The sequence below is a fragment of the Shewanella sp. genome (assembly GCF_013214165.1).
Classification (GTDB): domain Bacteria; phylum Pseudomonadota; class Gammaproteobacteria; order Enterobacterales; family Shewanellaceae; genus Shewanella.
In genome coordinates this window covers 1-14,506 of sequence record NZ_JABSSM010000020.1, presented here as the reverse complement: position 1 = coordinate 14,506, position 14,506 = coordinate 1, and the positions used below count along the sequence as shown (strand labels likewise).

Annotated in this window: 12 protein-coding genes; 5 read left to right on the top strand and 7 right to left on the bottom strand. The window is 45.7% G+C overall.

Annotated elements, in window-relative coordinates; all coding sequences use genetic code 11:
• The first annotated feature begins 56 nt into the window (after nt 1-56).
• Nucleotides 57-1,184 (top strand): glycine cleavage system aminomethyltransferase GcvT, encoded by a 1,128-nt coding sequence (gcvT, locus tag HRU42_RS06985; protein ID WP_295029805.1) that lies wholly within the window; start codon nt 57-59, stop codon nt 1,182-1,184.
• A 90-nt stretch (nt 1,185-1,274) separates the two neighbouring features.
• Nucleotides 1,275-2,528, top strand: coding sequence for a D-amino acid dehydrogenase (locus tag HRU42_RS06980; protein WP_295029803.1), 1,254 nt, complete (start codon nt 1,275-1,277; stop codon nt 2,526-2,528).
• Nucleotides 2,529-2,778: 250 nt separating this feature from the next.
• Here the strand turns inward: HRU42_RS06980 and HRU42_RS06975 are convergent, their stop codons facing one another.
• The 3 genes from HRU42_RS06975 to HRU42_RS06965 form a co-directional block, all read right to left on the bottom strand.
• Nucleotides 2,779-3,564 (bottom strand): DUF2071 domain-containing protein, encoded by a 786-nt coding sequence (locus tag HRU42_RS06975; RefSeq protein WP_295029801.1) that lies wholly within the window; start codon nt 3,562-3,564, stop codon nt 2,779-2,781.
• A 123-nt stretch (nt 3,565-3,687) separates the two neighbouring features.
• Entirely contained in the window at nt 3,688-3,987 is a 300-nt protein-coding gene (locus HRU42_RS06970) for an FMN-binding negative transcriptional regulator (RefSeq protein WP_295029800.1), read from the bottom strand.
• Between the two features lie 305 nt (nt 3,988-4,292).
• On the bottom strand, nt 4,293-5,273 hold the full coding sequence (locus HRU42_RS06965; RefSeq protein WP_295029798.1) for a transposase: 981 nt from the start codon (nt 5,271-5,273) through the stop codon (nt 4,293-4,295).
• Between the two features lie 189 nt (nt 5,274-5,462).
• Between HRU42_RS06965 and HRU42_RS06960 the strand changes: the two genes are divergently transcribed.
• Nucleotides 5,463-6,005, top strand: coding sequence for an ISAs1 family transposase (locus tag HRU42_RS06960; RefSeq protein WP_295029797.1), 543 nt, complete (start codon nt 5,463-5,465; stop codon nt 6,003-6,005).
• An 86-nt stretch (nt 6,006-6,091) separates the two neighbouring features.
• Here the strand turns inward: HRU42_RS06960 and HRU42_RS21155 are convergent, their stop codons facing one another.
• From HRU42_RS21155 to HRU42_RS06945, 4 genes are all read right to left on the bottom strand, one after another.
• Nucleotides 6,092-6,385 (bottom strand): AGE family epimerase/isomerase, encoded by a 294-nt coding sequence (locus tag HRU42_RS21155; RefSeq protein WP_367227154.1) that lies wholly within the window; start codon nt 6,383-6,385, stop codon nt 6,092-6,094.
• A 313-nt stretch (nt 6,386-6,698) separates the two neighbouring features.
• Nucleotides 6,699-9,422, bottom strand: coding sequence for a TonB-dependent receptor (locus HRU42_RS06955; RefSeq protein WP_295029795.1), 2,724 nt, complete (start codon nt 9,420-9,422; stop codon nt 6,699-6,701).
• Nucleotides 9,423-9,663: 241 nt separating this feature from the next.
• Nucleotides 9,664-9,891: a hypothetical protein gene (locus HRU42_RS06950; protein ID WP_295029793.1), complete on the bottom strand. Its 228-nt coding sequence runs from the start codon at nt 9,889-9,891 to the stop codon at nt 9,664-9,666.
• Nucleotides 9,892-9,962: 71 nt separating this feature from the next.
• Entirely contained in the window at nt 9,963-10,265 is a 303-nt protein-coding gene (locus HRU42_RS06945) for a hypothetical protein (RefSeq protein ID WP_295029792.1), read from the bottom strand.
• 626 nt (nt 10,266-10,891) lie between these two features.
• Here HRU42_RS06945 and HRU42_RS06940 point away from each other — a divergent pair.
• Together HRU42_RS06940 and HRU42_RS06935 are read left to right on the top strand one after the other, a co-directional pair.
• Entirely contained in the window at nt 10,892-12,472 is a 1,581-nt protein-coding gene (locus tag HRU42_RS06940) for an MFS transporter (RefSeq protein WP_295029790.1), read from the top strand.
• 56 nt (nt 12,473-12,528) lie between these two features.
• The coding region (locus tag HRU42_RS06935; protein WP_295029788.1) for a glycoside hydrolase family 15 protein at nt 12,529-14,506 on the top strand (1,978 nt) is incomplete at its 3' end.

Below are 14,506 nucleotides of genomic sequence, written 5' to 3'. Positions count from 1 at the left end.
AAATTTATTTCATCAAAAATATAAGCCCCGTTCGCGGGGCTTCTTTGGAGTCCAAAATGACACAAGAAGTACAAGACTTATTAAAAACCCCATGTTTCGCTCTCCATGTGGAAGCGGGAGCCAGAATGGTGCCCTTTGCAGGCTATGAGATGCCGGTTCAATACCCATTAGGAGTCAAGAAGGAGCATCTGCACACCCGCGCCTCTGCTGGCCTATTCGATGTGTCCCATATGGGTCAGTTACGTCTTCATGGTCCCAACGCCGCTAAGGCGCTTGAGACTCTGGTACCTGTAGACATATTGGATCTTCCCCAAGGTAAGCAAAGATACGCCCTGTTCACCAATGATGAAGGTGGCCTTAGGGACGATCTCATGGTGAGTAATTTTGGCGACCATCTGTTCATTGTGGTCAATGCCGCGTGCAAAAACCAAGACATCGCACATTTACGCCAGCACCTACCCGCAGATGTTGAGATAGAAATCCTCGAAGACAGGGCATTGTTAGCCCTACAGGGGCCACTCGCCGCTCAAGTGCTAGCGCGGCACATTCCCGGCACCGCCGACATGGTCTTCATGGATTCTAGAGTACTCAAGTTCGATGGCGTCGATTGCATCATAGGCCGAGCTGGCTATACCGGAGAAGATGGCTTCGAGATATCTATCCCCGCCGAACATGCCGACAGGCTAGCGCGCCTACTCCTCAATGAGGTTGAAGTTGAGTGGATTGGACTCGGCGCACGTGACTCTTTGAGGCTCGAGTCTGGCCTGTGTCTGTATGGACACGATATCGATACCAGCACCACACCCGTTGAAGCCAGTCTGCTCTGGGCCATCAGCAAGTCCCGCCGTACAGACGGTATCCGCCCGGGCGGTTTCCCTGGCGCCGAGATAATATTGGCGCAGATAGCCACCAAAGATGTGAAGCGCAAGCGCGTCGGCATGATTGGACTCGGTAAGGCCCCCGTGCGCGAAGGCGCAGTGCTCTACAATGAGCAAGATCAAGAAATAGGCATTATCACCAGTGGCACCGCCGGACCCAGTTTCGGTTTTCCCATCGCCATGGGCTATGTTACCAAGGAGTTTGCCAGCTTAGACACCTTAATCTTTGCCGAGGTTCGCGGTAAGAAAATGCCGATGAAGATAGCCAAGATGCCATTCGTTGAGCAGAGATACTATCGAGGATAAATGAGCCGCAAGCTTGAATAAATCCTGTACACTCGGCTCAGTCATTTGAGTCGAGCCCTCTGAATTGAGCTCGCTTCATTAAGGAATCTTATGCAGGTTATTGTACTCGGTGGCGGCGTCATAGGCTTAACATCGGCCTGGTATCTGGCTCAAGCCGGACATGAAGTCACCGTTATCGACCGTCAGCTCAATAGCGCTGAAGAAACTAGCTTTGCTAATGCTGGCCAGATATCCTACGGTTACTCCTCCCCCTGGGCTGCACCTGGCGTGCCCATTAAAGCACTGAAGTGGCTTATTCAGAAACACGCTCCCTTAAAAATAAAGCCCGGCATGTCACCAGACCTCTATCTGTGGGCAAGTAAGATGCTATCCAATTGCAACCAAGCCAGTTATCAGATCAACAAGTCTCGCATGTTACGTGTGGCCAACTACAGCCGGGAGTGCTTAATTGAGCTACGACAAAACCATGCCATCGACTACGAGGGTCGCCAGCAAGGTACCTTACAGGTGTTTCGCAGTCATGCCCAGATAGACGCCGTCGCGAAAGACATCAAGCTTTTGCAGGAGAGCGGCACCCGCTATCAGGAGCTGGATGTTCAAGCCTGTATCCAGGCTGAGCCCGCATTAGCCCACGTTAAAGAGAAGCTAGTCGGCGGTTTACGCCTACCCGACGATGAAACCGGAGACTGCTACCTATTTTGCCAACAACTGGTGATCTTAGCGAAACAGGCCGGCGTCTGCTTCAAATTCGGCGTCGAAATTTCCGGGCTCGAACGCACTGACGGCAAGATAAGCTCGGTATCGACCAGTGTTGGCGAGCTAAAAGCCGATGCCTATGTGGTCGCCTTAGGCAGCTACTCCGCCGCCCTACTCGCCCCATTAGGCTTGTCAGTCCCTGTCTACCCGGTAAAAGGCTACTCCCTGACACTGCCCATCATCGACGAATCGCTCGCGCCAGTATCCACTGTCATGGATGAGACTTATAAGGTCGCCATCACACGTTTTAAGCAACGAATTCGCGTGGCAGGAACCGCCGAACTTTCGGGCTATAATCTCGATTTGAGTGAGCAACGCAAAGAGACCATCGCCATGGTGGTTAATGATCTCTTCCCCGGAGGCGGTGATATAAGCAAGGCCGAATTCTGGACCGGACTTAGGCCCATGACACCAGATGGCACGCCTATCATAGGCAAGACTCAGATCCCAAACCTGTTTACCAATACCGGACACGGCACACTAGGCTGGACCATGGCCTGTGGCTCGGGGAAACTACTCGCGGATCAGATCAGCGGCAGAACGCCAGATATCGACCCCCAAGGCTTAGATATCTTCCGCTATTCATGACCCACTTAAATGGCGCCTTTGCCACATTTTGTGACAGGCTAGATTAGTTTATAACATGAGCGGATCGGTTAACTGATAAGACGGACATCACTGAGCTGAGTCCGTTTTTTTATGCCTCAAGAACAACATGGCCCAGAGAAAATGCACTCAAGCCTTTGTGCACAATAAGATTCGGCAATGATATAAGACTCGTCACCTTGGCCTAAGAAAAGCACAGGGTTTACCCCCTCAACGCAAGCTTGATCAATGTCTATTTTACCACCTTAGGTGGCAAGTAAATGGTAAATTCATTAATGGGTTCAATCAGTACACTGTGAGGTAAAGCTTGCTCTTTTTCAGTGACAAATCCCAGGCGAGTCAACAAGCCAAATCGCGCAAATTTAAGTTTTGCAGATTTAACTTTTAGCTGTTTATGCCAGACTCGATAAGTGCCTAACTTGCCATCACGTCTATGATAAAAACCCGCTAATGGGTGGGTTAAGTAAACCAGGCCGGTTTCAGTATCTGGGAATCCCAGCAGTGCTATATCTGAATGCTCAGCTTGAGTCAGTTCAACTTGTGCTGGCGCCCAGCTCGCCTCCGTGATCATGTGGTAATGTCGATAAATCTGCTTCGAGGCATCATAATCACAATCAAATTTAATATCACCAGGATACCAAGGTAAATTCCATAGCAGTCTAGGGAGCGCTAACGTCCAAGAGTCGAGTGTCGTGCCTAAGAACCAAACGCAGCGTTCATTCGTTGTTTTATCTATGATATAGATTCGGTAGTTGGTTTGCCCCATAGTAAATTTAGGCAATGGGTAAACGGCAGACGTAAAATCAACATCGATAAAAGGCACAACCGAAATCAAGGCTTTTTCTTCACCGTGAATGACCACAGTATCTAACGTAAATCGTGCAGGGAAAAGTCCGTCAAACCGAGAAGGAGGCACTGCATATGTGATTATTGCAAAGTGCTGCAACTGACATGAAACATCGATTGCGCTAGGCTTTGGTTTATCATGGAGATGGTGTTTAAATTTACGTAATTCCAACCCAGCCCCTTACTGTCAATATCATGCCCAATTCTAGGGGATCCCAGAATTTTTTCATTTTAAACAATAGGCCCTATCTTTAATCCTCTCCGGTACCCATCCCCAATGCTAGCATATATTGAGCTAGTTGCAGGGCATCGTTGTGCTTACTGTTCGATAGTACGTTGGACACGCCTGTTGATCATCGATTTTACTGTGTTGACCTCGCTTAAACTTAGCCTGTATCTCTGATATTTCAATCGATAGACCTATGATGGCGCCACTGAGTTTGTCGATAATTTCAGGGCTCATGATATCGTGTTTTTCGAGTAAGTCAGCTGCATACTTTGCGCTCATATTTCTCACTAATTGAGCAGTATCTTCCTTGCTTGAAATCTTAACTATGCCCTTTACATGCACAGCGCTGCAGTTCCAGCTTGGCACTGCTGGGTAATTTGCATAGGGAAAATAACCAAGACATCCATTTTATGAAAAATAACAAAAATAACCAAGACATCCATTTTATTCTAAGAGATATAACCTGTTGCTACTAGAGCCAGGTTGCACTTATTACTTGATACCAGCATTACTGTATCAATCCTCCCATTTTATACACCAAACAATACTCAAACATTCTGTCATGAGTGAAATTTCGCTATTTTATTTAAAATCAGACATCAAAATAACCAAACTGCCGTTTGATGATGCTTCAACAAAATACTTTTGAAATAACTTTCTTTGGGTCTTAATTAAGTGCCATCTAGCCATCGATGACAGTTCGCAGCTCCTTGCCGGCGCTTGCGTTCAAGATGTTCACAATACGCTGTTAAGTCTTGGGTGTTGCCCACCGGCCCTTTGAATATTTTGGTGAACTCTGAGGTCAGTTTTATCCAGTTTTCTTGCGGGATATTAAGTCTATTTAAAATATTAGCCGATTCCTGACTCATAGAGCCTCGCTTGTCGGCTATGACCATTTTACCTGTATCATCAACAAGTTGCAGATAATCTCTAGCATTGAACATGAGTCCCTTAGGCATTCCTTTATATTCGTTACCAACAAAGGGCAATAGCGTATTGGGCTGCTCACCTTTAATCGCAGCCTTAATACGCAGTTTAATGCTAGTAAAATCTGAAGTTTCCGGTGTCTTAGCCACCTTAGCTCGAATAGGGTTCAAATCTACATAGGCCATACAGGCAAGTACCGCAGCTTCATCAAGCAGAGCTTGGGACTTGAATCGTCCCTCCCAGAAACGCCCAGTACACTTGTCCTCAGCATTGGCTCTACGAGCGATAGGTTCATTCAGTGCCCGCATAAACCAGGAAATATCCATCAGTCGTAAGCGGTATTCTTTTACTCGTTTATTGATAATGCTTTGTTGATAGGATTCAAGTGGTTCACCTTTAACAAAGTCATGATTAAGGCTGTCGCCTTTAAACAGCTTTTGCCATTGAGTGACCACTTCTACATCTGACCAATGTTTAGCTAACTCCACATCAATACGTAACACGAGATGGAAATGATTACTCATCACTGCGTAAGCACAAATATCAATGGCAAACACGGAAGCAAGCTCCAATAGTCGACTTTCCACCCAATCCCGTCTATGCTCATAGGATTGACCAGTATAATGATCGACTCCGCACAAAAAAGCCTTTCTAACACAACGAGATACGCAGTGATAATAGAGCGTATCTTCTAAACTGACTAACGCTTTTCTTGGTGTTGGCATGACAAACACTCCTAACAACTCTCACTTAAGCTTAGTCAAGGGATCTTCATCTGACAATCCTGGGTGTCTTGGTTATTCCTGGGTGTCTTGGTTATTCCTTTCCATCTGACAATCCTGGGTGTCTTGGTTATTCTTCCATCTGACAATCCTGGGTGTCTTGGTTATTCCGCCAAATCGAATGAAATAACAGTGATCCCAGAGTTAATCAAAATACTAGATTTAAAAGGTGCGCTGGTTTCAATTGATGCAATGGGCTGCAAGAAGAGCATTGCGAAGAGTATCATTGAGCAAAAAGCAGACTATGTGCTAGCGGTAAAAGGGAATCAAGGTTCATTGCATGAGGCCATAAAATCAAGTTTTTCGAAATGTAGACAGTCCGTATCAAAAAACCTATTGCTTAATAAGCAACATGGTCGACTAGAGGCCCGTAGCTACCATGTCTTGAATGCTAAAGAGATTGCAGCCGATCCCCCTGAGTGGCCAAAACTTAAAACCTTAGGAATGGCAATGAGTTATTGGCAGGTTAAAGGCAAAGAACCGATCCTGGAATATCGCTATTACATCATCTCAGTCAAGTTAGACGAGGAGTCTTTTGGTGAAGCGGTTAGGAGTCACTGGGCGGTTGAGAATAACTTGCATTGGGTACTAGATACTTCTTTAAAAGAGGATAACTGTCAGATTTATAAAGATAATAATGCACAAATTGGGCCATACTTAGGCAAATATCACTAAACATGTTGAGAGCAGAGCCTACAAAAGTGAGTATACCAACGAAACAAAAAAGAGCGTGGATGAAAACATCCTTTTTAGAGAAGGTGTTACGAGCAGGGTTGGCTCAGGTGAGTAAAAAGTGAACACTCACGGTCACCCTGCTCAACAAGCCAAGCATAGCCTCCTGTTTGTTCATTAAAATGATGGCTTCTTAAATAATTAACACCATGCAAGGCAGCCATTAAATAATCATCACGAGTATCATCATCGAATATTTGTGCCGCTACTGCAAAGTTTATGGTTAATCGACTACTGCTAACCAAATGACCGGGACTGTCACCCGTACTGACTTGTCCGTGATTATCGAATTGTTGATAATAACCACCATGTCCGGTATCTATATACGGGGAAGATAAAACCCTAATATTGAACGTACATGTTCACGAAGAAAATCAACAGATCGAAAAGCCTGGTTATTTCCTATAGGAACATTAATCTAATGTAAAGTCATAGTTGATCTCGTAGCATGTTTAGCACATTATTTCATGTGACATGAATAACAGAATAGATATGAGGCATCACATCTATCTCGAGACCATACATTAATAAATAAGTAACATATCACCAGAACATATAAGTAATAATAGCAAAGATGTTTTAATTAGAAAAGGCCAAGGATGATAAAACTATCCTCGGCACATTAGGATGAATTAATTAGAAATTGTATCTAGCACCTAGAGTGAAACGGCTACCGGTATCCTTCAACTCTATCAAACGTTCTTCATAGATTGAGAAAGATTTAGTGCGTTCATTGGTGATATTGATGGCTTCAACGAATAAACTGAAATTATCAGTTAAGTCATAGCTTGCACTGGCATCCCATTGACCGTAATCACTGATCATTTTAGGTTGGCCACGATTAGCATTTAATGATTCAGTGTAGCCATCCCTGTAATTATAAGAGATACGAGCTTGTAAAGGTCCCTTCTCGTAAAATGCAACTAGGTTGGCAGATTGTGATTTACTTTCAAAATCTTCTTCATCAGTTGTTTCTGTGACATCCGTATAATTTGTCTGCAAGCCTAATCCATCGAATGGAGCGGGTAAATGATTAAAAGTATACTGGAAAGCAAGTTCAAAACCATCAATCTCACCTTTTGAAACATTTTCAGGTCGGGTTGATAAAAAATCATAACCTTCAATTTGTATTGTTTGTGTTTTTCTTTCCCATTTATCGGTTAAGTCTTTATGGAAAATAGCCGCACTCACATAACTTACATCATCCATATACCAACTAAACGATATATCGTAATTCCAAGCTGTCATTGGTTTTAAACCAGGATTACCACTGCTGACATTACGTTCAGTCGGTCGAGTGTTATAATTCCTATCGAGTAAAAGATTACTTAACGTCGGGCGAGTAATTGTTTTTCCGGCCGCCAAACGCATAACCAAATCATCTTGAATATTCAATTTAAAGTTCGATGTGGGTAGCCAAATATCATAATCACCCGATTCACTAATGGCGACTGGATCTGAGAAGTTAACTAATACCTCATTAACACCATCGATTTCTTCAAAAGATTCTATGACTTGAGAAGTGCCTGAAGAAGTGATATCCGTCTTAGAATAACGAAGTCCTAAATTACCTGACCAGGGAAGCTCACCTAATTCACCTTCAAAGTTCGCCAGAAAATAGGCGCTCAAGGTTTGTTCCAGCACAGAGCCAGACTGGCCTAATTTAGGTTGCACTCCGAATCCACCATTGGCTTGAATATCAGCAATAGCTTGTGCTCTTTGTTCAGGATCTCGAATGCCGGCAAGACCCGCATCTGACAACATGAAATCAACCAACTCGTCATTATCCCATGTAGGCCAAGCCCCGATACTGCCGCCGCTCTCACCCGACAGGAATCCGTTGCCATCAAAGCCAGACACTAGGCTCTCTGGCATAAATCCATCATACTCGTGCCCAGTCCAAGAACAATAAATACACGAAATATTATCCGGCGTTTTAGCCACATCTTTAGATTTTTCACGTCGAGAATAGCTGACACCGGCTTGCACAGAGGTCAATATATCGCTATTTAACTCATAATTTGCATCGAATGTTGCCTGAGAAGCCTCATCGGTAATGTCCCTTCCTTCGTAGGTAAACCAACCCGGTTTTACTGTCGAAAGATCGGTTAAATCACCGATATTACTATAAGTAGGCAACGTATCACCATCGTATTTATTCATGGTAATTTCACGATCTGGATTTTCAAAGTAACCGACAAAATAACTTTGGTTTCCCGCTACTTTATCAGTTGATTTTGAGTAAGAGGTATCAAAAACTAACGACAACTGCTCATTGACCACCCAGTCAGCATTAAATCCTATTTGTTTTGTTTCGGCAAATCTCGGTCTACTAAAAGATACAAATTCGGTTGGCCGGGCGCCAGCTGCACTCTTAAAATAGTTTACCGTATTATTTTCATCGACAGTGGCATCGGTAACCATAGAGTCGCCTACCCACCATGCAATACCATGACTATCAGAATTTACATCGAGTTTTGAATATAAGCTATCTAGGGTTAATAATAAATTATCTGTGGCTTGCCATTGTAGCGCTATGGTGCCACTGACTCGCTCTCTTACGGACTGATCTACATCTTGGGTATAATAAGAAGGAAAGGATACATCGGTTAATTCAGCTATACCGTCATTATCAAAATCAAGATCTCTGTGTGCTTCATAGCCATCAGTAAAACTTCGTTCGGTGCGAAACTCTCGTTTATAATAATTTAATGAACCAAGTAAGCCCACAGTGCCATCGTAGAACGTATCACTCAAAAGTCCACTAAACTGTGGTGTCGTTTTTTCAGATGAATCGTCATATAAAGCTTTTACACTGACAGCGCCTTTGAAGCCATCATAATCGAGAGGGCGAGCTGTTTTTAGATTAACCGTTGATGCTATGCCACCATCTTGCAAGCTTGCTGTCGGTGTCTTGTAAACATCGACAGAACTAATGAGTTCTGATGGAATGATGTCAAAACTAAATTCACGTCCTTCATTTTCTGTCGCAAGGACACGACCATTTAACAACACAGTACTATGCTCAGGTCCCATGCCTCGAACAGTAATAAATTGACCTTCACCGCCTTTACGCGAAATGGTTATACCTGGTATACGTTGCAAAGATTCTGAAATATTTTGATCAGGAAACTTACCTAGGTCTTCGGATGCAATAGAGTCAATAATAGATGATGCGTTACGCTTATCTTGTAGTGCTCTTTTCTGACTACTGATATAACCAGTTACCCGGATGATCTCTATATCTTCTAACGTTGAATCCTCAGGATTTAATTCCTCGGCTATTAACAAACTTGAGTTTAATGCTAATGTCGATATTACTGCTAGAGCTATTTTATTTCTTTTAAAATTATTATTCATCTCAAGCTAACCTCTTAAAATTAATCAATAGATATATTGTTCAAAGATATATTGTTCAATTCCCCAGTAACATAAAACTTAGTCCCTTAACCATACGAGGAACACAAAGTTTAACGTTAAACTCGGTTAAACTGCAAGCTATTTGCAACTTTTATTCAAACAAACAGCATCATATGTGTAACATTATATCCAAAAATTAACAGTTCAGGTTTAGATCATTGTTTTTATTATGTTTTATGTTTTATGTCTTATGTCTTATGTTTATTTCATAAAGTGTGGTTTTAAAATAAACCTTCGCTCTCGTCGCTGCATGCACCTTCATATGGCCTGCAAACTCACCGCCATTATCCAAGGTTATCGTCAATGCCGTATGGATCTGCCCAAGCAAAGCGATCATCGCATCACTCACTTCCTGTTTCGTTTTTCTGAATACTCGTCGTGCTAAGGTAAAGCGACTGCAGCGATCCACTAATGTCACTAAATGAGCGTTTTACCCATGAACGGTATCGCCTTCCCAGTCACCTATTTGTTCTCTTGCTGCTACAATTTCGGGCGTTCACTGATATCTACTCGGTATGGGATCAAGCTGACACCCGCATTACGCTTCCTTTTGCCACCTTTCCAACGCGTTTTACCATAGCGAGGGAGCTGCTGATATAAAGTGCCACCTTGTTGCTTATTCTCTTCAATACGCCGATAAATGCTTGTATGACTCAAGCATTCACTTGGGGCGAATTCTATTGGCATGCGGTCATAGTTGGGGCTGGTGACATTTCGCTTTAACTCACGACATACGGTACTAAAATGTACCCCGACTTCCTCGGCGATCTGACGAAGTGTCATACCTGTTTTACGGGGGTAGATATTTGGTATCCTAGTTCCTGAGTGAGCTGATGGTACTGTTTGTTCATGACAGACTCTGAATTTGTGTGTGAGAACTAAAATTCTGCCTTCAGCTCTCTCACTTTTCAACCTTAATCTGTTGCACTTATTGTATTACTCCAGCCATGCTCAGCACAGCCAAGACACACTCTAAGTTAGCTTCTGTAACCGTTAAGACAGGTTATTGTGAACCTGTCTTAACGCCATAGGCCGTAGCTCTCACTGAGATACATTGCACCGAATAACCAAACTCACCCATAATTTATCCTCAATAGAGATATCTGCCAATAGTGCTGTTACTTCAATCTTGGATTGAGTTACATCCGCTCAAGAGCACCAGAGTAGTCAGTATCATAAAGTTAACTAATTTCAATGATTAAACCCTAAATAAAACCCTAGATAAAACGCCAGCAAGGTTAACCTAAACTTGACTTAGTGTTAAGAAATATGATGAATACGTATGCATTTCATTGTATCAAATTCGTGCCCGAGGGTACTATGCCACTGTGTTCAATTTAAGATCATATTTGTGACATTGAACAATCGACATAGAAAATAATAATAATAATATTAAGGTAATTGATAGTATGTCTGAGCCCCTACTCCATAGCAATCAGGCCCCTCATGGCCGCCCTAAACCTGAGCTCAGCTTCTGGCAGATTTTCAACATGTGTTTCGGTTTTCTGGGGATCCAATTTGGCTTCGCACTGCAAAATGCCAATGTCAGCCGCATTTTTCAGACGCTGGGCGCCTCGATCGATGAGATCCCCATTCTCTGGATAGCCGCGCCGCTCACCGGCCTCTTGGTGCAACCTATTATCGGCTATATGAGTGATAACACCTGGGGAAAACTGGGACGACGTCGACCTTACTTTCTTATCGGCGCTATCCTGACAACCTTAGCTATCTTCATCATGCCTAACTCGCCGACTCTATGGATTGCCGCTGGCATGCTGTGGATCATGGACGCATCGATCAATATCGCCATGGAACCCTTCAGGGCGTTTGTCGGTGACAACTTACCCCAACGTCAGCGTCCCCTCGGCTATGCCATGCAAAGCTTCTTCATCGGTATTGGTGCCGTCGTTGCTTCGGCCCTGCCCTATATACTGACCAAGTATTTTGACGTGGCCAATACGGCACCTGCGGGTGAGATAGCCGACTCGGTGCGTTATGCCTTCTATTTTGGTGGCGCCGTACTCATGTTAGCCGTGGGCTGGACTGTCATCTCTACCAAGGAGTATTCACCGCAAGAGCTGGCGGCATTTGAGCGTCTGGAACAATCCACAACCAGCCAAGGATCAGCACATCTTCGAGCAAGCAAGAGGAGCGAGCAGGCCTACCGCTCATCTTCCTTCATCTGGACCGCCCTAGGTGCCTTGTTCACTCTGATCATCTGGGGTCAAGATCTGGATAAGCAGCTCTATATATTGAGCTTAGGTATCCTGTCCTTCGGACCGCTGCAATTTTACTGTGCCCATAGGCTCAGGCACATCAGCAAGCGTCAGCCGGAACAGACGCGAGATAAGCAAGGCCTGGTATTTTGTGTCATCGACGACATGTTTCACATGCCCAAGGCCATGCGCCAGTTGGCAGTGGTGCAGTTTTTTTCCTGGTTTGCACTATTTTCGATGTGGATTTACACCACTGCGGCGGTCACAGATCATCACTATGGCACCCAAGACGTATTATCTAAGGCCTATAACGACGGCGCGGACTGGGTGGGCATGCTATTCGCCTCCTACAATGGTTTCGCCGCCCTGGCCGCCTTGGTGATCCCTCTGCTTGCCAAGGCTGTGGGTCTTAAACTGACCCATATGATCAACTTGTTCTGCGGTGGCATAGGCCTGATAAGTTTCTTTTTCATCACAGATCCCAGCCTGCTCTGGCTGCCCATGATAGGCGTAGGCATAGCCTGGGCGTCTATCTTGTCGATCCCCTACGCCCTGCTGGCGAACGCCTTACCCGCACGAAAAATGGGTGTCTATATGGGCATATTTAACTTCTTTATCGTTATCCCTCAACTGCTGGCCGCCAGCGTGCTGGGGTTAATTATCAAACAGGTATTCGATGGCAAGCCCATCTTTGCCCTCATCATAGGCGGCATACTCATGATGATTGCCGGCGTCAGCGTGCTGTTTGTCAACATGCCGACTCAAACCCGATGAGATCCATCATCTCGACACAATAACACCAATAATATTCAGCTTGGGGATTGACTCATATGTTCCATAAAAACTTGCCTTCAGCCGTGACTAAGTCGCTAGTGACTCTGGCCATCGTTGCCGCCCTCGGTGCTTGCTCACCGACAACCGACAAGCCAGAGATAAACGCGCCATCTGGCTCGAACACACTTGCCCCCGGTGCACCGGGATTTGACCCCACATGGGCATTTGCCGGTAAGACAGGCATAGGCACCTCTTATGCGCCCTACTCAACTCCTAACAATGAGTCAGAGGCACAGAGCAAGGTCTGGTTCTCTATCGCCCAAGGCGTGCTGACCGAGACCATGTATGGTTTAATCCATAACGCCCAGCTTAAAGAGCTGCAGTTTATCGTTAGCGGAGATGGCTTCGTCGATACCGAGAAGCAAGATACCCTCAGCACAATCGAATACCTTCACCAGGATGAGTCGGGTCGCCCATTGTCACTGGCATATAAGGTCATCAACACAGATAAGGATGGCAAATATAAGATAGAGAAGCATATCTTCACCGATCCACTTCACGCCAGCCTGATGATACGAGTCACCTTTACCGCCTTCGAGGCCGGGATCACCCCTTATCTTTACGTCAATCCCCATATGGATAATAGCGGCGCCAACGACATAGGCGAGGTGGTAAGCCAAGACGGCAACCTGACACTGATTGCCTACACCAATGAAGCAAAATCCAGTGTGATGACGGTGAAATCCGATCTGCCCTTCATCAAGGCCAGCACAGGCTTCGTCGGGGTGTCCGATGGCCTCACCGACATTAAACAAGATGGCCAGATGAACTGGCAGTACGGGTCGACATCGGATCCACAAGCGCAAACCATAGGCAATGTTGCCCTCACGGCGCAATTGCCTGGACTCGAGAAGAGCACAGATAAAGAGACAAAGAGCCTTAGCTTCAACCTAGTGCTGGGATTCGGTGATGATCCGGCCCAGAGCATGGCCAATGCCGATGCGACATTAGCGCGAGGCTATAACCAGGTATTAGCCGACTATAATGGCGAAGGCGCAGCCATAGGTTGGCAAGACTACCTCGCCTCGTTAACCGCCCTACCTGCTATGTCCGCCAATACCACAGATGAGGGCAAACTCTTGTATGCCAGCGCCCTAGTACTCAAGGCTCAGGAGGATAAGACACATAGCGGCGCTCTTATCGCCTCCTTGTCTAATCCTTGGGGTGACACGGTATCGGCAAAAGTGGCCAGCACAGGCTACAAGGCCGTGTGGCCGCGGGATTTTTATCAGTGCGCCATGGCCTTTCTCGCCATGGGGGACACTCAAACGCCTAGGGTGGCATTCGAATACTTAGAGAAGGTACAAGTCACCGAGCATACCCCAGGCTACACAGGCACTGCCGGCTGGTTCTTGCAAAAGACCCATGTGGATGGCGCCATAGAATGGGTTGGCGTGCAGCTGGATCAAACTGCCATGCCCATCATGCTCGGCTGGAAACTCTGGCAAGCCGGAATATTTACCGACGCTGAAATAGCCCATTGGTACCAGCGGATGCTCAAACCCGCAGCTGAATTTCTGGTCACCGGAGGCGAGGTCAACCTCGACTGGAATCACACTCACATCACGCCGCTAAAAACCCAGCAGGAACGCTGGGAAGAACAAGCAGGCTATTCTCCATCAACCGCTGCAGCAGTTATCTCGGGCCTGATGGCCGCCAGCGATATCGCGCGCCAGGCAGGCGATCTCACCGGCGCCCAACGTTATCTCGATACGGCAACATCCATGAAGCAAGGGCTCGCAGAACGAGTCATCACCACCGACGGTTTGCTGAGCGCCGAGGGCGTAGCCATGACTGTCGCTGACGAGCAGCCTACGCCTGCCTATTACCTGCGTCTCTCGCCTCAGGGTAAGCCTAATGAAGCGACGACACTCGGTGATAACAATGGCAGAGCTGGGTTAGATCAACGACTCATCTTAGACGCAGGCTTCCTCGAGTTGGTCCGTTTCGGTGTCATCCCGGCAGATGATAGGG